The 19,412-nt window shown below is 69.6% G+C and carries 14 protein-coding genes and 1 riboswitch; all 14 genes read right to left on the bottom strand.

What is annotated here, in order from left to right; all coding sequences use genetic code 11:
• Position 1 precedes the first annotated feature (1 nt).
• Positions 2–2,095, bottom strand: coding sequence for a TonB-dependent receptor (locus O5M90_RS11435; protein ID WP_269841148.1), 2,094 nt, complete (start codon positions 2,093–2,095; stop codon positions 2–4).
• Positions 2,092–6,075: a cobaltochelatase subunit CobN gene (gene cobN / locus O5M90_RS11430; protein WP_269841147.1), complete on the bottom strand. Its 3,984-nt coding sequence runs from the start codon at positions 6,073–6,075 to the stop codon at positions 2,092–2,094. Before cobN ends, O5M90_RS11435 begins: the two co-directional genes overlap by 4 nt.
• Positions 6,072–6,392: a DUF2149 domain-containing protein gene (locus O5M90_RS11425; protein WP_262970133.1), complete on the bottom strand. Its 321-nt coding sequence runs from the start codon at positions 6,390–6,392 to the stop codon at positions 6,072–6,074. The genes cobN and O5M90_RS11425 overlap by 4 nt, the downstream gene beginning before the upstream one ends.
• On the bottom strand, positions 6,389–6,853 hold the full coding sequence (locus tag O5M90_RS11420; RefSeq protein ID WP_269841146.1) for a MotA/TolQ/ExbB proton channel family protein: 465 nt from the start codon (positions 6,851–6,853) through the stop codon (positions 6,389–6,391). The genes O5M90_RS11425 and O5M90_RS11420 overlap by 4 nt, the downstream gene beginning before the upstream one ends.
• Positions 6,850–8,160: a cobyrinate a,c-diamide synthase gene (locus O5M90_RS11415; RefSeq protein ID WP_269841145.1), complete on the bottom strand. Its 1,311-nt coding sequence runs from the start codon at positions 8,158–8,160 to the stop codon at positions 6,850–6,852. The genes O5M90_RS11420 and O5M90_RS11415 overlap by 4 nt, the downstream gene beginning before the upstream one ends.
• Positions 8,161–8,168: 8 nt before the next feature.
• Positions 8,169–8,936 carry an ABC transporter ATP-binding protein gene (locus tag O5M90_RS11410; RefSeq protein ID WP_269841144.1) on the bottom strand — a complete coding sequence of 256 codons (768 nt, stop codon included), beginning with the start codon at positions 8,934–8,936 and terminating at the stop codon, positions 8,169–8,171.
• Positions 8,933–9,928 (bottom strand): FecCD family ABC transporter permease, encoded by a 996-nt coding sequence (locus O5M90_RS11405; protein ID WP_137943741.1) that lies wholly within the window; start codon positions 9,926–9,928, stop codon positions 8,933–8,935. Before O5M90_RS11405 ends, O5M90_RS11410 begins: the two co-directional genes overlap by 4 nt.
• Positions 9,928–10,839, bottom strand: coding sequence for an ABC transporter substrate-binding protein (locus tag O5M90_RS11400; protein WP_269841143.1), 912 nt, complete (start codon positions 10,837–10,839; stop codon positions 9,928–9,930). Before O5M90_RS11400 ends, O5M90_RS11405 begins: the two co-directional genes overlap by 1 nt.
• The gene (gene cobU, locus O5M90_RS11395; RefSeq protein WP_269841142.1) at positions 10,836–11,402 is read right to left on the bottom strand and encodes a bifunctional adenosylcobinamide kinase/adenosylcobinamide-phosphate guanylyltransferase; all 567 of its coding nucleotides are present in this window, start codon (positions 11,400–11,402) and stop codon (positions 10,836–10,838) included. The genes O5M90_RS11400 and cobU overlap by 4 nt, the downstream gene beginning before the upstream one ends.
• 3 nt (positions 11,403–11,405) lie before the next feature.
• Entirely contained in the window at positions 11,406–13,247 is a 1,842-nt protein-coding gene (locus tag O5M90_RS11390; protein ID WP_269841141.1) for a TonB-dependent receptor domain-containing protein, read from the bottom strand.
• 124 nt (positions 13,248–13,371) lie between these two features.
• Positions 13,372–13,610: riboswitch (cobalamin riboswitch) on the bottom strand.
• 2 nt (positions 13,611–13,612) lie between these two features.
• On the bottom strand, positions 13,613–14,047 hold the full coding sequence (locus tag O5M90_RS11385; protein WP_269841140.1) for a hypothetical protein: 435 nt from the start codon (positions 14,045–14,047) through the stop codon (positions 13,613–13,615).
• The gene (gene pth / locus O5M90_RS11380) at positions 14,044–14,670 is read right to left on the bottom strand and encodes an aminoacyl-tRNA hydrolase (protein WP_269841139.1); all 627 of its coding nucleotides are present in this window, start codon (positions 14,668–14,670) and stop codon (positions 14,044–14,046) included. Before pth ends, O5M90_RS11385 begins: the two co-directional genes overlap by 4 nt.
• 41 nt (positions 14,671–14,711) lie before the next feature.
• Complete coding sequence (locus tag O5M90_RS11375; protein WP_269841138.1) at positions 14,712–16,100, bottom strand: efflux transporter outer membrane subunit; 1,389 nt, start codon at positions 16,098–16,100, stop codon at positions 14,712–14,714.
• Positions 16,097–19,390 (bottom strand): efflux RND transporter permease subunit, encoded by a 3,294-nt coding sequence (locus O5M90_RS11370; RefSeq protein WP_262970122.1) that lies wholly within the window; start codon positions 19,388–19,390, stop codon positions 16,097–16,099. The genes O5M90_RS11375 and O5M90_RS11370 overlap by 4 nt, the downstream gene beginning before the upstream one ends.
• Positions 19,391–19,412 lie beyond the last annotated feature (22 nt).

Below are 19,412 nucleotides of genomic sequence, written 5' to 3'. Positions count from 1 at the left end.
TTCAGAAGCTGCCGCGCAGGCTGAGGCGTAGCGCGCGCGGCTCCATCGGGTGCACCAGGCGGCCGTTGATGCCCTCGCCACCGTCACCGCAGCCCGGCCCCTCGGCCCGGGTGCAGGCGGCACCCCAGTACTCGATGTCATTGGACTTGGTGTCGAACAGGTTCAGCACATCCAGCCCCAGCTGCCAGTGCTGGTTGACCTGGTAGCCCAGACGCCAGTTGGCGGTGAACACGGCCCTGGACTTGCGCGAGCCGGTCTCCTCCAGCGCATAGGCGCCCAGATAGCGCAGTTTCAGCCCGCTGGACCAGGGGCCACCGGGCTGCCAGTTCAGCGACATCGAGGCCGACACCGGCACCGCGTTCGGCACCTCGCGGCCGCTGCCGAACTCGTTCTCCACCGGCTGCACAAAGCGCGCGCGCGACCAGGCGATGTCGGCGTCGATCAGCCAGTCGCGGCCGATCTGCACATCGTTGGACCATTCCAGGCCGACGCGGCGCGACGCGCCGCGCGCCTCGGTGACGCCGGCGTCGCCGACGAAGACCAGCTCGGAGGCCAGATTGGCCTGCCACAGCGCCAGGCTGCTGGTCCATTGGGGGGCGAGCTTGGTGCGCAGGCCCAGCTCGGTGCTGGTGGTGCGCGCCAGCAGCGGCAGGCGCTCGTTGGCGCTGCCGTCGGCCGGGTTGATGGTGGTGGTGGCGCCGCGCACATCGTTGGAGCGGAAGGCGCGGGCCCAATGGGCATAAAGTTCGGTGTCGGCGCTGGCACGCGCGATCAGGCCCAGCTTGGGGCTGAATTGGGACTGAGTTGCGCGGCCGCCGTTGTCGATATTGAACTCGCCACCAGTGGGCGTGACGCGCGCGCGCAGCGTGTCCCAGCGCAGGCCGGCCACGCTGCGCAGGCGCTCGCCCCAGCGGCTCTCCAGCTGCGCGAAGGCGCCGAGGCTGCTCTGCTTGACGCGGTCCTCGCGCACCGTGTTGACGCGCTGGCGCTCCACCGTCTGGTACAGGCCGACACCGGCGATGCGGTCATGGCGCCATTGAAGGCCCCAGCTCAGCGCTTGGTCGGCAGGCAACCAGTTCGCCGGCAATTGCTGGCGGATGTCGCCGCCATAGACACGGCGATGGTCCTGTTGCTCCATCTGGTCGCCTTCGGGCCCGCTGATGAAGCCGGAGAAATTGGAGAACAGGTTCAGCCGGTAGTCGATGGCCCACAGGTGCCCGCGCCACTGGCCGCTATCGCCCTGCTTGTAGGCCCAGCCGGCGCTGAGGCTGCGGCGGTGGGTGTGGCCGCCGTCGCCAGCTTGCAGCGCACCATACCTTCCAATTTCGGGGCCGTTCTCGCCGCCGATGATCGCGCGCTCGGGCACATGGTCGGTGGCCAGCCAGTCGGCGCTGTAGCTCAGCGCATTGAGATTGATGCCGTTGCGCTCATCGCCCCGGCTCAGGCGCAGCACCAGATTGCGGCGGCTGATGTCCTCGGGCTGTTCCCAGGGGCCGTCGTAGCGCGAACCCTCGGCGGCGCCCAGCAGGGTCCAGTCGCCGCCGATCTTCGTCGAGCCGGCGGCGAGCCCGCGCCGGTAGCCATGCGGGCCGGCACTCAGCAGCGCATAGGGGCGCTCGACCATATTCATATAGCCGATGCGGGCGGCGCCGGTGGTGGCGAAATCGCCGTCCTCGGCATCGAAGGCGCCCTTGCGGTAGCGCAGGCTGTCGACCAGCTCGGGGATCAAAAAGTTCAGGTCCATATAGCCCTGGCCATGGCCATGGCTGGGCATATTGACCGGCATGCCCAGCACGAAGCCGGCGAAATCGCTGCCATGGTCCAGATTGAAGCCGCGCAGGAAATACTGGTTGGCCTTGCCGTCGCCGCTGTGCTGCGTCACGGTCATGCCGGGCATGGCCTCCAGCAGCTCGGCCGGCCGCAAGAGCGGGCGCAGCGCCAGGCGCTCGACGCCCAGCTCGCCCTCGGAGGCGCTGCCGGCGGCGCCCAAGGCGGCGCGGCCGTGCACCTGCACGGTGTCGAGCTGCTGGGTGGCCTGCTGGGCATGGGCTGCGGTGGCCAGCATGGCGGCCAGGGCAATGGCTGTCTGTTTCATAAGGCGGAGCGAGCAGGGAAGTGAGTATTGGATCGGCGCGCCTGCCAGACCGCGCCCAGACTCATCAGCAGGGCCATCGCGACCCAGGCCAGGGCCTGCGAGAGCTGGTTCTGCAGCCGGGGCGGGGCCAGGTCTTGCTGTTGCGGCGGCTGTTGTTCGAGCAGCAGGCCACGCGTGCTGGGTGGTGGCGCGGCCTCGGCAGGGGCCGGCGCGGCGGGCGGTGCGGCGCCCTGGGACACCGGCGTGTGCAGCTGGTCGGCGGCCCACTGCCGCACCGCCGCCAGCTCCTGGTGCAGGCCGGCCTCGCGGCTCAGGCTCTGGTAGCTGGCGGCCAGCTGCTCGCGGGTCGCGGCATCGGGCTTCCAGTAGCCCAGGCGCTGGGCCTGGATCATCCGCTCCAGCGCCTGCGCGTAAGCCTGCTTGTTCTGCTTCAGCCACTCGGGCAGGCCGAGCTGCTGCTTGTCGCGCACCAGGGTGTCGTACAGGCTTTGCCAATGGTCGGGCCGCACGGTGCCCGGCGCGATGGCCTGCCAGCCGAAGGTGTATTGCACGGCCTTGAGCACCTGCAAGGTGCCGGCCCAGCCCTCGGCCTGCTGGGCCTTCAGCCAGCCTGGGTGCAGATAGCGCGACTGCATTTCCATCGCCAGGCTGCTGGCCGCGCTCTCGGTATGCAGCTCGTTGGCATCCTGCAGCTGGCTGACATGCAGGCTCAAGCCCTCCTTGCGACCGGCCGCCTTGGCGGCGGCGGACAGGCCGCCGAGGTACTGAAAAGGGTCGTCCGAGCTGAGCATCGCGTACAGATGCGAGCTGCGCGACATCAGCGCCGCATCGGTCTGCTTCAGATGCGCACCGAGGGCCTGGGCTGCCACGGCCGGCCGGCTCAGGCGCAGCGGCTCGCCGTTGACATAGGGCTGGCTCATGCGCTGCAGAAAGAGCTGGCCCAGCCGTGCGTCGTCGGCCTTCAGACCATTGTCCTGGGCCGCTTCCGAGATGCCGGTGCCGTAGTCGCCGGTGTTATTGCCGAACACGCGCGCCTGGGCCAGGGCCTGGGCCTCGGTCTTGCTCAGGCCCTGGCGGCGCAGCTCGGCGGCCACGCTGGCGGTGTTGCGCGCGACGACGTTGCCGGGCTCGGCGGCCGCAGCGGCCGCGACGGCCTGGTCCAGCAGATTCATCAGCGCCGGAAACTGGTCGCGGTAGGAGCCGGTGATGCTCAAGAGCACATCGACCCGCGGCCTGCCTTTCAACTCAGACAAGGGCAGCAGCTTGACGCCGGTGGGCCGGCCGCTGTCGTCCCAGATGGGTTGCACGCCCAAAGCGGCCAAGGCCTGCGATTCCATCAGGCCCTGGTGGCGCAAGGTCTCGCCGGCCCAGAGACTCAGCGCCAGACGCTGCGGCGGCTTGCCGGTCTTGAGCTGCTCGGCATACCAGCCCTCGAACAGGCGCCGTGCCACCTCGTAGGCCTGCTTGGTCGGCAGCCGGCTCGGGTCCAGGCCGGTCAGGTTGCGGCCGGTGGGCAGGCTGTCGGGATTGCGCAGCGGATCGCCGCCATAGGCCGCGGGCAGGAAGCGACCCCGCAGCGCGGCCAGCAGGCCTGGCATCTCGCCCTCGGTGGCCAGGCGCCGCTCCAGCTCCTGGGCGCGTTCGGCCAGCGCCAGCAAGGCCGGCGTGTCGATGGGCTTGCGCGCGGCGCGGTTCGGGACATAGCCCTCGGGTTCCGGCGGTCTCAGATCAAGAACGCTGGCGGCCTGCGCGTCCTTCAGCGCGACATGGAGCCAGCGTCCCGGCCGCGATGTCGCGATGCCCTCGTGGCTGATCAGAAAGGCCTCGTCGATGTCCTCGCCCAGCGCCTCGATCAGCGGCTGGCGCAGCATCTGCAGAATCGTCGTGTGGCGAGCGTTCTCGTCCGGCAGCTGACCGAACACCGCCAGGCCCTTGGGCTGGGAGCTTTGCGCCAGCCGGTCTAGCCAGGGATGCAGCAGCTCCAGGAAGCCGCTGAAATCGGCGGCGATCTGCTGGGCGGTCCAGCCCAGGTCGCGGTGCAGCTGGTGCTCGACAAAGGCGCTGACCATCTGGCGCTCCAGCGCCTGCCGCGTAGGCCCGGCGTCCACCGTCTCCCACTCGTGCATCAGCTCATGCATATGGGCCATGCGGGCATTGAAGCCGGCCGGCGCGAAGCTGGGTGTGCGGTGGCTGACCATCAGCGCGCGGCCGCGGCGCTTGGCCGTCAGGCCCTCGCCGAGGTTGTCGACGATATAGGGGTAGATCACCGGCACATCGCCCAGCGGCAGCAGGGCCTCGTCATGGATGTCCAGCGCGCGCAGCTTGCCGGGCGCCCATTCCTGTGTGCCGTGGGTGCCGAAGTGGATCAAGGCGTCCGCCTGGCGGGCCCACAGATAGGTGGCCAGGTAGTGGTGCGAGATCGGCGTCTTGTTCTTGTGCATGAAGGGGTCCTGACCCCGTCTCAGCGTCTCCTCGCGTGGTGGCTGCGGCAGCACGCTCAAGCTCCCGCGCTGCAGGCGCGGAATCACGAAGACCGGGCGGCCTTCATGGCTCACGATATAGCGGCTGCGGGCCGGCTCGCCCCACTGTCCGTTGATGCGCTGCTGCAGCGCCGCCGGCAAGGTCTTGAACCAGGCCTCGTAGTCGGCCAGCGGCAGCGCGGCGGCCTGGTCGCGCGCCAGCAGGGCCTGCAGATCGGCGCTGGGGTAGTAGGCCGCGATCAGGGGCTTGAGCTGCGTGATCCACTGGCCTTCAGGCAGCGGCTGCACGCCGTAGCCGGCCTCGCGCAGACCCATGGAGACGCGCTCCAGGCTGCGCGGCACGTTCAGGAAACTGGCGCCGAAATGGTCGCCGCCCGGCGGGTAGTTGTAGACGAAGGCGACCAGGCGCTTGCTCGCAGCGGGCTTGGTCTGCAGCGCGATCAGGCGCTTGGCCTTGGCGATCACGGCCTCGGCCTGGCGCACGATCAGCTGCGGCTCCCTGCCCTTGTTCGCGTGGGCGACCACCATCAGCGGGTCGATCGCGCCGGCCCCCTCGGGCTGGGCGAAGTAGAAGGGCAGATCGCTCATGGCGAGGCCGGTCTCGCTGGCCTCCCAGTCGGCCGAGCCGCCGGCGCGGTAGGGCAGGGTCTGCAGCAGCGGCGCGCCCCAGCGCTCGAACAGCGGCTGCAGGCCGCCGGCCTGGGGCAGCAGCGCGTGGTTGACGATCACCGAGGCGTGCAGCTTGCCGCCCGGCAGTTCCATCAACGGGGCCAGCGAGTCGCCCGCCAGATGCGAGCTGAAGACCGCATAGGCCAGCAGGCCCTGGCGGTCGAAGCGGCGCAGCCAGTCGTCGACCCAGGCGGTGGCGCCCTGCACGAAGTGGTAGCGGTGCAGCAGCAGCGCGACGGCCGGGCGCTTGTCGCCTTGGGCCTCGGCCCAACGTGCCAGGTCTTGCGCGTTCGCGAACAAGCCCGGCGCGCCCGGCAGATAGAGGCCGCGCTGCGGCAGCAGGGTCGGCGCCGGCAGATCGGGGGCGGGCTGGCCGGCCAGCTGAGCCTTGACCAGGGCGAGGGCGTGACGGGTGTTGGCGATACCGCCGGCCTGCAGATAGGCGCGCAGCGAGCGCTCGCCGGCCGCAGGCTCGCCGGCCGTGATCCAGACCGGGGTTGCTGCGGTCTGCTGCTTCAGCGCCGCGCCCAGCATGGCTTGCAGCTTGGCCTCGACACTGGCATGGGGCGCATCGATCCAGACCAGCTGGGCCTGGCTCAGCGCCTGCGCCAGCTCGCGCGCCTGTGCGGCGTCCAGCACCGTGCTGCGCAGCGGGTAGTCCAGCGCCTTGACGGTGAAGCCGGCGGCCGCCGCTTCCCGCTCGATCAGGGCGCTGCGCGCGGCGGGCGTCACGTCCAGCGTGATCCACAGCAGCAGGCCCGGCTTGGCGCCGAGGCCCCAAGCGGGCGCCAGCAGCAGGGACAGCATCAAGACCAGGCAGGCTCGGATCACGGCTTGTCGCCCTCGGGCACATAGATGATGTTGCCGTCCTTGAGCTTGTAGGCCACGCCGGCGCGCACGCCCTGGCCCTCGCTGCTGCCGCCATTGCCCTTGTAGCGGATCTCGCGTCCGTTCTCGCGCACGACGATTTCCATATCCGGCTCACCCGGCTTCTTGATGATGGTGACGTTCTCGTTCGCGTCTTTTTGCTGCTGCAGCGCCACCGCAGTCAGCAGCGCGACGACCAGCACCAGGAACACATCGACTAGGTTGACGGCCGACAGCATCGGATCGTCGTCTTCCTCGCCGAGGATGGAAAGGTGTTTCATGCCAGGCCTCTCGAAGTGCGGATGGCGACCAGCTCACTCATCAGCCAGCGACGTCGCACCGAGTACGCGACCAGGCCGACGGCTGCCGCGGCCAGCGCCAGCACGACGCCGGCGAAAGCACCGCTGAACACCGCCAGTGCCTGCTGGCCCTGGCCGGCAGCCACGCTCTGCAGCGCCGGGCCCAGCGGCACCATCGTTGCGATCAGGCCCAGCAGCGGGCTGACGCGGCCCAGCAGGCGCAGTGGCTCCAGCTGGCGCACCACCTGCAGCTCGATCTCTTCCAGCGGCTTGTCGGCATGGGCCTGCAGGGTCCGGTAGTTCGGTGAGCGCCAGCGCTGCGCGGCCTCCATCAGCGTGGCACCGGCGACCCACAGCGCGTAGATGAAGCCGAGGCCGACGAGCACGAGAACCGGCCACAGCAGGGCCTGGGCGATCTGGGCAAAACCTTGTTCGAGCATCATGAGGAGTGGTGGGCAAGGAAGAAGGCGGCGATGGCCTCGGGGTTGGAGGGGAAGTAGTGGTGCACGTAGCTGGCGCGCAGGCTGCCTTGCGCGTAGAGCGCTTCGGCGGCCTTGCCCGCATTCGGGTTGCTGGCGTGCGCGATCGGCACCAGCGGCGTGTTGAGGGTGGAGTAATGGAAGGTGTGGCCGCGCAGCTCGCCCCGGTCTCCAAGTTCAGGCCACTCGATCTTCTGCATGCCCAGCGCGGCCAGGCGTGCTTGCATCTGGGCGCGGCCAGGCATCAGGCCGGCCATCGCATGGTCCACGCCCTCGGCGTCCGTCAGGCACTCGGCCAGCGCCAGCATGCCGCCGCACTCGGCCAGCAGCGGTTTGCCGGCCGCAAGATGAGCGGCCAGATCGGCGAAAAAGCTCGTATGGGCGCGCAGCGCCGGTGCATGCAGCTCGGGATAGCCACCGGGCAGCCACAGCGCGTCGCAGGGCGGCAAGGCCTGACCCTCGATGGGCGCGAACGTCAGGACCTCGGCGCCCAGCGCACGCAGGCAGTCGAGGTTGGCGGGGTAGATGAAGGAGAAGGCGGCGTCCTGGGCCACCGCGATGCGCCGGCCCTTCAGCAGCGGCGGCAGGGCCGGCTCGGGCTCGACATCGAAGCGTACCGGCTGGAACTCGAAGCCCTTCGAGGCCTCGCCCCAGGCCAGGGCCCAGCGGTCCAGCTGCGCGTCCAGCCCCGGCAGCTCCAGCGCCTGCACCAGGCCCAGATGCCGCTCCGGCAGGGCCAGGTCTTGCCTGCGCTGCAGCGCCGCGACCAGGGGCAGGTCCTCGGGCAGGCCTTCGGCCACCATGCGGGCATGGCCGGCGCTGCCGACCCGGTTCGCGACCACGCCGCACAGGCGGATATCGCGGCGGAAGGTCTGCAGCCCGACCGCCAGCGCCGCAAAGGTCTGGGCCATCGCCGAGGCGTCGATCACCGCCAGCACCGGCAGACCAAAGGCGGCGGCCAGGTCGGCGCTGCTGGGCGCGCCATCGAACAGACCCATCACGCCCTCGACCAGGATCAGGTCGGACTCCGCCGCGGCCTGGGCCAGCAGGCCCTGGCAGTGCGCGAGCCCGCCCATGAAGAGGTCCAGCTGATAGACCGGGTGGCCGCTGGCGCGCTCCAGCACCATGGGGTCCAGATAGTCCGGGCCGGTCTTGAAAACTCGGACGCGCTTGCCGGCATTGCGGGCATGGCGCGCGATCGCGGCGGTGACGCTGGTCTTGCCCGAGCCGGAGGACGGGGCGCTGATCATCAGGGCGGGGCAGCTGTTCATCGTTCTTTTCATGCGTTCAAGGCCAGCCAGCGGTCCTGCACCTGCAGTATCAGCAGGCGCTGGTGGAACACCTGCTGCAGCGCGGCGTGGGTGGTGGCGGCCTCGGGCGGGCCTTGGTGGACGATGCGGCCGGCATCCATCACGACGACGCTGTCGGCCTGCAGCGCGATATTGAGTTCATGCAGCACCGAGACCACGGTCACGCCCTCGGCGACGAGCCCGCGCACGATCTGCACCCAGTCGCTCTGGTGCGGCGGGTCCAGATGGGCCAGCGGCTCGTCCATCAGCAAGGCCTGCGCCCGCACGGCCAGCGCACGCGCCAGCAGCACACGCTGGCGCTCGCCGCCGGAGAGCTGGCCCAGTGGGCGCTCGCGCCAGTCCCAGCTCTGGGTCATGCGCATCGCCTGCGCGACGGCCGCGTGGTCGGCGCTGCTGGCCGGTGCCAGCCAGGGTTGGTGCGGCAATCGGCCCAGCATCACGACGTCCAGCGCGCTGAGCTCGTCGGCGCTGGCCTCGTTCTGGCCCAGCCAGGCGACCTGGCGGGCGCGTTCGCGCGCCGGCCAGCTGTGCCAGGGCTGGCCTTGCAGCTGCAGCGCGCCGTCGAAGGGCAGCAGGCCGGTCAGCGCGCGCAGCATGGTCGACTTGCCGGCGCCATTGGGGCCGACCACGGCGGTCCAGGCGCGCGCCTGCGGCGCGAACTGCAGCGGCTGCAAGATGCTGCTGCCGCCGAGCTTCAGCGAGCGCAGCTCCAGGCTCAGCAAGGATACAGCGCTCATGACCGCCTCCCCAGCCCCGAGCTGCGCCGGTGCATCAGATACAGCAGGTAGCTGCCGCCCAGCAGCGCGGTGATGATGCCCACCGGCAGCTCCTGCGGCGCGATCACCCAGCGCGCGCCGATATCGGCCGCCAGCAGCAGCATGCCGCCGGCCAGCGGGCTCAGCAGCAGGAGGCTGCGATGCGTGACCGGCCCCCAGCTGCGCACCAGATGGGGGGCGACCAGGCCGACAAAGGCGATCAGCCCGCATTGCGCGACGGCCGCCGCCGTGGCCAGGGCCAGCACCGCGATCAGCAGCACCCGCACCAGGGCCAGGCGCACGCCCAGCGAATGCGCGGTGGCCTCGCCCAGGCTCAGCGCGTCCAGGCTGCGGCTGCAGCCCAGGGCCACCAGCAGGCAGGCCAGCAGGGTTGCGGCCATGATCAGCACCGCGTTCCAGCCGACAAAGCCGGTGCTGCCCAGCATGAAGGCCTGCATGGCCCGCATGATGTCGGGGTTCATCAGGGTCAAGAGGGCCGAGCCCGAGCCCAGCACCACGCCGACGACGACGCCGGCCAGCAGCAGCCTCAGCGTCTGCTCGACGCCACGCGCCAGCAGCAGGGTCAGCAGCACCGCGCCCACCGCGCCGACAAAGGCCGCGCCCGTCATGCCCACCCGCAGCGCCAGCGCGGTGGCGGCCGGCGAGAAGCCGACCATGAAGAGCAGCACGGCCACGCCCAGCGAGGCGCCGGCCGAGCAGCCCAGCAGATAAGGGTCGGCCAGCGGATTGCGGAACAGGCCTTGCGCCACCGCGCCGGCCAGCGCCAGCAGCGCGCCGGCCAGCCAGGCGCCCAAGGAGCGGGGCGCGCGGATGTCCCAGAGGATTTGCTGCATCACCGGGTCCTTGTCGACCCAGGGGCTCCAGCCGGTGCTGCCTATGGCCAGGCCCAGCGCCAGCAGCGCGGCGCTGCCGAGCAGCAGCATCAAGAGCCACAGGCCATGGCGAGCGCTCATCAGCGCATCCCCCCTGGCGGCGCATTGAAGGGCACGATGGGCAGGGCCACCGGGCCGGCGGCGGCCTCGCGCAGGCAGCGGGCCATCAGCGCGGCGGCCTCGTCCATGCGCGGGCCGGGGCGCACCAGCACATCCGATTCGGCCGGCACCCAGACGCAGATCTTCTTGTTCCTGACCGCCTGGATCGCGCCCCAGCCGGGACGCTGTGGCAGGCCCGACGCACTGCGCTGGCCCACCATGATGACCTGCGGGTCGGCGCGCACGACGAACTCGGGATTCAGTTTCGGGAAAGGCCCCAGCTCGGCCGGCACGATATTGCGGCCGTGCAGCCGGCTCAGGATCTCGCCCATGAAGGAGGCGGTGCCGGCGGCATAGGGCGCGGCATCGACCTCGTAATAGATGCGCAGGCCGCGCGCGGCCGGCGGCAGGCTGGCCGCGCTGTGGGTGATGGCGCCGTCGATGCGGTTCCAGATGCGGCGCGCGTCGTCAGGCTTGCCCAAGAGCTGCGCGATCTTGTCCAGCACCCGTCGCACATCGCCCAGACTCTTTGTCTCCAGCGCGATGACCTTGATGCCCAGCGCCTCCAGCCGGTCCATCAGGCGCGAGGACATGCCCAAGAGCACGACATCGGGCTTCAGCGCCACCAGGGCCTCGATGCTGGTGTCGTCCAGCCCGCCCAGCTTGGGCAGGGCGCGGGCGGTAGCCGGGTGGTTGGAGAAGCGGTCGGTGCCGACCAGGCGGGCGCAGTCGCCCAGCTCGCAGACCGTCTCGGTCAGCGAGGGCAGCAGGCTGACGATGCGCCTGGGCACCTCGGGCAGCGTGACGGTGTGGCCGCGATCGTCCTTGACGGTGATCGCTGCTTGGGCCAGCCCCGCCAGCGCTATCAGCAGGCTTGCCACCAAACGTTTCATAGCTCTTCCTTCTCCACCGCTCGGGTCCAGGCCTGGCCGGCCACCATCAGGGTCAGGTCTTGACAGCACCTGGCCACGGCCTGGTTCAGCCGGCCCAGTTCGTCGACATAAAAGCGCGCCGCACTCGACATCGGCGACACACCCCAGCCGACCTCGTTGGAGACAAACAGCACCGGCGATGGCAGCGCCGGCAGCAGGTCCAGCAGGCGCTGGCGCTCCGCCTCCCAGCCGGCCAGGTCGGGCTTGTCGTCCATGGGCATCAGCCAGTTGGTCAGCCACAAGGTCAGGCAGTCGACCAGGATCAGCCGCTCGGGGGCGGCGACGCTTGAGAGTCCCTGAGCCATTGCCAGCGGTGCCTCGAGGGTGTCGAAGACCGCCGGTCGGTCTTGTTGATGGCGCGCGATGCGCGCGCTCATCTCCGCATCAAAAGCCAGCGCCGTGGCCAGCACCGTGACCTTGTGGCCGGGTGCAGCGGCCAGCCAGGCCTGCGCCAGCCTTTCGGCATGGCGCGACTTGCCGCTGCGCTGGCCGCCGACGATCAGGTGGTGCTGGGCGGCGCTCACGGCTCAGAGCGTCGGGCTGTAGCGCAGGCCGACGAAGAACTGGAACGGCGCATTGGCATAGCCGCGCGCGGTCTCGTACTTGCGGTCGAAGGCGTTGTCCAGCTTGAGCTGCAGGCGCAGCTGCTGATTCAGGCTGTACTGCGCATCCAGGTCCAGCGTGGCATAGCCGCCCAGCTGGATGCCGTTGTTCAGGTTGTCGGTGCGCTTGCCGCTGGCCAGGATCTGGGCACCCAGGGCCCAGCCGGCCACATCGGTCTCGGCGCGCAAGCTGCCATGGGTCTTGGCGCGGCGGGCCAGCACCTTGCCGTAGTTCTTGTGGCCGGCCAGCTCGGTGACATCCTTGGGCGACTGCAGATCCAGCGATCCGGACAGGCGCACCGCACCCAGGCTGGTGTTGCCCTTCAGGCTCAGGCCTTGCAGGCGGGCCTGGCCGACGTTTTCGTAGCAGCCGAATCCGTCCCGGCAGGGACCGGGTGCGCCGAAAATGATCAGGTCATCGACCAGGTTGCGGTAGGCCGTCAGGCTGGCGCCATGGACGCCTTGTGTGAAGTGCAGGCCGATCTCGGCGTTCTTGCCCTTCTCGGGCTCCAAATTGGGTTTGCCATACTGGCTGAAGCGCTGGTAGAGAGAGGGGGCTTTGAAGGCCGTGCCGTAGGAGCTGAGCAGGCGCCATTGCGGGCTCAGCTGGTAGCCGGCGGCCAGCGTGCCGGTGTTGGCGCTGCCGAACTCGCTGTCGCGGTCATGGCGCGCATGGGCTTGCAGCGACAGCGGGCCGGCGGACCAGAGATAGCCCAGGCCCACGGCGTCTTGGTGGCGGTCGGCCTTGCCGCCGGCCACACTGGTGTTCAGCAGCTTGTCCTCGCGGCGCTCCAGCGAGCCATTGAGCTGGCCGGTACCCAGCTTGAGGCCGGCGCTGAGCGCGATGGAGCGGGTGCGGGTTTCGGTCTTGTAGACGCTGGGCTTGGTTTCGTAGTTGTCGGTAGATTCGCCGATGCTGAAACTGGTGTCCAGCGCCGGGCTCCACTGCGCGGTCCAGGCGGCGCGCAGCGCGCGGGCGGCGTTGATATTGCGGTCGTCGACCTTGGGCTTGGCCGTGGCGTCGTACTGGCTGTTGATATGGCTGTCGATGCCGATCAGGTCGACGCGGTGGGCCTTGTTCAGCTGCGCGCCCAGGCGCAGGCTGACGCTGCGGCTGCGGTAGCCGTCGATATCGGGGCTGTAGCCCGGATCGCCGATCACCGGCCGGGTGTTGAAGCCATCGCTGCGCTCGCTGGCGACGGAGAGCGCGTAGTCAACAATGCCGTTCAGGCCGCTGATGCTGGCGTCCAGCTTGGCCAGGCCGTTGTTGCCGCCACCCACACCCAGCTCCAGCAGCGGTGCGCCCTCGCCCTTGCGGGTGAAGATCTGCACCACACCACCGATGGCATCAGAACCATAGATCGCGCTGGCAGCGCCACGCACGATCTCGATGCGCTCGATCTGCGCCAGGGGCAGCGACTGCCAGGATGCGCCGTCGGTGCGCTGCGAGTCGTAGGGCACCCCATCGATCAAGACCTTGGTGTGACGAGTTTCGGCGCCGCGCACGAACAGGCTGGTGTTGGCGCCGGGGTTGCCATTGCGCACCATCTCGAAACAGGCCTGGCTGCGCAGCAGATCGGCCAGGCCGCCAAAGGCCTGGCGCTCGATGTCGGCGCGGGTGATCACGGTGGCATCGGCCAGCACCTGGCTCAGCGCCTGCGGGCTGCGGGTGGCGGTCACGAAGACCGGGTCGAGACCCTTGCGGCCGGCGGACTGGGCGTGGGCCTCGGGCAGGGCCGCCAGCAGCGCCAGGGCAAAGGGAGTCATGCGCAGCAGTGCGCTCGTCGTGCGTGCGGGACGCCGAACAGAAGTATTCATTTATGGACCAACAACAGTACATCCAGGACACCAGCTTCCCCGCGGGTCCTGTGGAACGACGGCCCGGCCGAGGCCGGGACATCACTTGTTGGCCGGTATCCGGGCTGGTGGATGCAAGCTCTGAGTCCTTCCCAGCGCCTCAAGCGCCAGTGGAGCGAGTACAGAACCGGAAGCCGCGCCAGGCGACTTCGTCCACTTACCGTTGCGGGGACAGCTCAGGTTAGGTTTGCCTCGGCGAGGCGCGCCCTTCTGATTCCCGTTTAACTGCGCAGCCATGACGGCTGCACGAGCACCAACGCAGCGGATTCTAGCGGCTAGCGTGGTGCCGAGGCGGCGCTGCTCTTGGGCGGCTTGGGTTTCTTGGTCTTGGGCTTCTTGGTGGACAGCGGCTTGTCGCCCTCCGGCTTGCCCAGCACCGGCTCGGGCCGTGCCAGACCGTCGATGCCGATAGGCCCGCCCCGAGGTGCACTGGCCTCGAAACGCTGGCGCTCACGTTCCAGTTCGCGGGCGCGCTTGGCATCGCTGCGCTGGCGCTGCAGGGCCTCGCGCTGCGCGGCCGAGGCCGGCTGCTCGTAGGCGACGGCCCGGTGGGTCCCGGGCTTGCCGTCGGGGCAGGGCGAGTCGCGCAGATCGCGGCCCTGGGGCCCGCAGCGATAGACGCCGGTGCTGCGGGTTTCGGTCTGCGCCTGCAAGCCGCTGCCCAGCGCCATCAGGGCGATGGCGCAGCAGGCGAGCGGCGAGCGGGTCATGATGATGGATCGAGGGCTGGTGGCTTGGGTGGCTTGGGCCTGGGCGGCTTGGCGTGTATCTTCATCATGGCCCGCTCCAGCTCGCCTTTCAACATCAGATCGACGGATTCCAGCGACTTGGCGATGCAGTCCTCGATGGCCTGGCGCTCGGCCAGCGGCGGCTTGCGCAAGACATAGCCGGCCACCTCGGCCTTGACGCCCGGATGGCCGATGCCCAGCCGCAGCCGCCAGAAATTGGCCGAGCCCAGGCAGGCCTGCATGTCCTTGAGCCCGTTGTGGCCGCCGTTGCCGCCGCCCTGCTTGAACTTCATCTGGCCGGGCTCGATATCGAGCTCGTCATGGATGGCCAGGATCTCCTCGGGCGCGATCTTGAAGAAGCGCGCCAGCGCGGCCACCGATTTGCCGCTGAGGTTCATATAGGTCATCGGCTCCAGCAGCCAGATCGGCCCGGCCGCGCCTGGCGCGTTATTGATGCGCGCCACCAGGCCGTGATAGTTGCGGTCCACCGCCAGCGTGCCGCCGAGCTTGCGGGCCAGGTCATTGACCCACCAGAAGCCGGCGTTGTGGCGGGTGTCCTCGTATTCGGGGCCTGGGTTGCCGAGGCCAACAAAGAGTCGAATCATGGGCGGGATTATCCCTGCCCATGACCCGAGCCCGGCGGCGCTCAGCCGCCCCAGCCGCCGGCCAGCGCCTTGTAGACGCCCACCAGCGAGGTGGCGGCCGCCGTCTGCGACTGCGCCAGCCGATCGCGCGCCGACAGCAGCTCGCGCTCGGCATCGAGCACCGCGAGGAAGTCGCTGACGCCGACACCGAAACGCTCGCGCGCGATCACTGCGGCGCGCTCGGCGGCGCGGGCCGCATCGAACAGGTGCTGCGCCTGCTGCTGGCTGCGGCTGTAGCCGGCCAGCGCGCCCTCGGTCTCCTCCAGCGCACCCAGCACGGTGCGCTCATAGCTCAGCAGCGCCACCTCGCTGCGCGCATCGGCGGCGGCGATCTGGGCCTTGATGCGGCCGAAGTCCAGCAGGTTCCAGACCAGCTGGGCGCCGAGGTTGTAGGCGTAGGAGGCGCCGTCGCCCAGATCGCCCAGCCGCGAGGCGTTCTGGCCCAGCGTGCCGCCCAAGGTGATGCGCGGGAACAGATCGCTGCGGGCCACGCCGGCGCGGGCCGCTGCGGCTGCGGCCTGAGCTTCTGCGGCCTGCACATCGGGGCGGCGGCGCAGCAGGTCCTGCGGCGCGCCGATGCCGCCCAGCGCCACCGTCTTCAGGCCCGGCAGCGGTTTGACCTCGCTCAACTCCTGATCCAGCGCGGTGGGCGGCTGGCCGCTCAGCACGGCCAGGCGGTAGCGGCTGCGCAGCAGGGCGGTCTCCAGCGCCGGCACGCTGGCCGCGGTGGACTGCAGCAGCGCGCGGGCGCGCTCGCTGTCCAGCGCCGTGCCGCGTCCGGCGTCCTGGCGGGCCAGCACCAGCTTCAGCGCGGCCTCCTGGGTTTCCAGCGAGGCACGGGCCACACGCAACTGCTCCTGCAGGCCGCGCAGCTCGAAGTAGTTGCGCGCCACTTCGGCGGCCAGGCTCAGCTGGGCCGCACGCAGCCCGGCCTCGCCGGCCAGCACGCCGGCCGCGGCCGCGCGCTGCTCGCCGCTGAGGCGGCCGAACAGATCGGCCTCCCAGGCCACATCGAAGCCGGCCGAGTAGGCGCGCCGGGTCTGCGGCTGGCCCTGATCGTTCTGCGCGCGCACCCGCGCCGCACCGGCGGCCAGGCCCACGGTCGGCAGTTGCTGGGCATCGGCAAAGCGGCCCAGCGCACGGGCCTCCTGAAGATTGGCCGCAGCGATGCGCAGATCGGTGTTGGCCTGCAGGGACTGGGCGATCAGCCGGTCCAGCTGGGCATCATTGAAGCCGCGCCAGAACTGGGTCACCGGCTCGCCGGTCGAAGCCTCGGCGGGCTCGTTCGCGAACTCGGCCGCCAGCGCGGGCTCATAGCGCTTCAGCTCGGGGGCGCTGGAGCAGGCGGACAGCGCCGCCAGGCACAGAAGACTCAGAGCGAGGCGCATCATGCACCCTCCTTGCGGGGCGTGGTCTCGGCATCGTCGATGCCGGGATGGAAGGGGTGGGCGGCGGCGTCGATCTCACGACGCAGCTCGGCCGCGTGGGCGCGCTTCTTCTCGGTGCTCTTGCGCAGCAGGGCGTAGAACACCGGGGTCAGGAAGATGCCGAACAGCGTGACGCCCACCATGCCGGAGAACACCGCGATGCCCATCGCGCGGCGCATCTCGCTGCCGGCGCCGGAGCCCAGGATCAGCGGGATCACGCCGGCGCAGAAGGCGATCGAGGTCATCAGGATGGGCCGCAGGCGCAGCCGGCAGGCCTCGGTGACGGCCTGCAGCATGGTCTTGCCCTGCTCTTCCAGCTCCTTGGCGAACTCGACGATCAGGATGGCGTTCTTGCAGGCCAGGCCCACCAGCACGACCAGGGCCACCTGGGTGAACAGGTTCAGATCGCCGGCCTGCCCGAAGGGCGGGAAGTGCGACAGCCAGATGCCGAACAGCGCCGAGAAGATGCCCATGGGCACGATCAGGATGATGGCCAGCGGCAGGCTCCAGCTCTCGTACTGCGCGGCCAGCACCAGCACCACCAGGATTACCGACAGCAGCAGCACGGCCGCCAGGGTCGGCAGCTTGATGCCCAGCCCCGGCAGGGTGACATCGCGGGTCAGCCGGTCCTGATGGCTCAGCTCGGTCCACTCATAGCTCATGCCGCGCGGCAGGGTCTTCAGCAGCTGCTCGATCTCGGCCTCGGCCTGGCCGCTGGAGAAGCCGGGGTTGGGCGAGCCGTTGATGTCGGCGCTGGGAAAGCCGTTGTAGCGCGTCACCCGTGTGGGGCCGAAGGTCGGGGAGACCTCCATCAGCGCGCCCAGCGGCACCATCTCGCCGCGGGCGTTGCGGGTCTTCAGCGCGACGATATCGTCGGCCTGGGCGCGGAAGGGCGCGTCGGCCTGCACGATCACCTGATAGGTCTTGCCGAAGCGGCTGAAGTCGTTGACATAGAGCGAGCCGAGGTTGATCTGCAAGGTGTCGTAGATGTCCTGCAGGCCCACGCCCATCTGCTTGGCCTTGCTGCGGTCGACATCGGCAAACAGCTGGGGCACGTTGATGTCATACATCGAGAACGGCGTGCTGATGCTGGACTTGGGATTGCCATAGGCCTGGCCCAGCACACCCCAGACCGCACCGAACAGGGCCTGCTCGCCCTGGCCGCCGCGGTCCTGCACCTGGACCTTGAAGCCACCGGCATTGCCCAGGCCCTCGACCGCCGGCGGCGGCACGACGAACATGCGCGCGCCCTGGATCTGCTGGATCGCGCCATTGACCTGGCCGAGGATCGCGTCCTTGGACAGATCGGGGCTCTTGCGCTTGTCGAAATCGGCCAGACCGAAGAACACGATGCCCTCGTTCGGCGCGGCCGAGAAGCCGGCAAAGGACAGGCCGGGGAAGGCCACCGAGTCGACGATGCCGGGCACCTTCAGCGCGATATCGCTCATGCGGCGTATCACCTCCTCGGTGCGCTCCAGCGAGGCGCCGGCCGGCAGCTGGGCCACGCCGATCAGGTACTGCTTGTCGGGCGCCGGCACGAAGCCGCTGGGGATGCGGCTGAACAGCAGGGCCGTGGCACCGAGCAGCAGCGCATAGACCAGCAGCGCGGCCGACTTGCGCTTCAGGATGCCGCTGACGCCGCGACCATAGGACTCGCTGCGGCGCTGGAAGAAGCAGTTGAACCAGTGGAAGAAGCGTCCGAACAGCTTGTCCATCAGCTTCATCACGCCGTCCTTGGGCGCATCATGCGGACGCAGCAGCAGGGCCGCCAGCGCCGGCGACAGGGTCAGCGAGTTGAAGGCCGAAATCACCGTCGAGATCGCGATGGTCGCGGCGAACTGCTTGTAGAACTGACCCGACAGGCCCGGCACAAAGGTCAGCGGCACGAAGACCGCGCACAGCACCAGGGCGATCGCGATGATGGGGCCGCTGACCTCGCGCATGGCCTTGACCGTGGCCTCGTGCGGCGTCAGCCCGTCCTCCAGATTGCGCTCGACGTTCTCGACCACGACGATGGCATCGTCGACGACGATGCCGATCGCCAGCACCAGGCCGAACAGGGTCAGCGTGTTGATCGAGAAGCCCAGGGCCAGCAGCACCGCGAAGGTGCCGACGATGGACACCGGCACCGCCAGCAGCGGGATGATGGAGGCGCGCCAGGTCTGCAAGAAGATGATGACCACCAGCACCACCAGCAGCACGGCCTCGATCAGGGTCTGCACGACCTTGCTGATCGAGGTCTCGACGAAGCGCGTCGGGTCGTAGACGATGGAGTAGCTGACGCCGGCCGGGAAGCTGGGCTTGAGCCGCTCCATCGTGGCGCGCACATCGCTGGAGATGGCCAGCGCGTTGGAGCCGGGGGCCTGGAAGATGCCGATCGCGGCGGCTTCCTTGTTGTTCAGCAGACTGCCTATCGAGTAGGTGCTGGCGCTCATCTCGACGCGGCCGACATCCTTGACGCGCACCAGCGCGCCGGTGGCGGGCTCGGCGCGCACGATGATGTTGGCGAACTCCTCCTCGCTGGCCAGGCGGCCCTGGGTGTTGACCGAGAGCTGGAACTCGGTGCCCTTGGGCGCTGGCGAGGCGCCGACGACGCCGGCCGCCACCTGGGCGTTCTGCTCGCGGATCGCGGCCACCACATCGCCGGCCGTCATGCCGCGGCCGGCCAGCTTCTGCGGGTCCAGCCAGACCCGCATCGCATAGTCGCCGGAGCCGAACATCAGCACCGAGCCCATGCCGGGCACGCGCAAGAGCTCGTCGCGCACATTGAGCTGCGCGTAGTTGCGCAGATAGAGGGCGTCGCGGCTGTTGTCGGTGCTGACCATGTGCACCACCATGGTCAGATTGGGCGACTGCTTCTCGGTCGTCACGCCGATCTGGCGCACGATCTCGGGCAGGCGCGGCAGCGCGCGGTTGACCCGGTTCTGCACCGCGGTCTCGGCGGCCTCCGGGTTGGTGCCGATCTTGAAGGTGACGGTCAGCGTCATGCCGCCGTCGCCGGTGGCCTGGCTGTCGAAGTACAGCAGGTTCTCCAGGCCGTTGATCTGCTCCTCCAGCGGCGTCGCCACGGTCTCGGAGATCACGCGCGGATTGGCGCCGGGGAACTGGGCGCGCACGACGATTTGCGGCGGCGCGACCTCGGGGTACTCGGAGATCGGCAGCTGGAAGATCGCCAGCAGACCGACCAGGAAGATGAAGATCGACAGCACGGTCGCGAAACGCGGCCGGTCGATGAAAAAGCGTGAGATGTCCATGGGGCTAGCCTCGCGCTCGGTC

This window comes from Paucibacter sp. M5-1, assembly GCF_027498415.2.
Taxonomy (GTDB): Bacteria; Pseudomonadota; Gammaproteobacteria; order Burkholderiales; family Burkholderiaceae_C; genus Roseateles_E.
The sequence above is the reverse complement of the archived record's forward strand: the minus strand, read 5'-3'. Positions and strand labels throughout refer to the sequence as shown.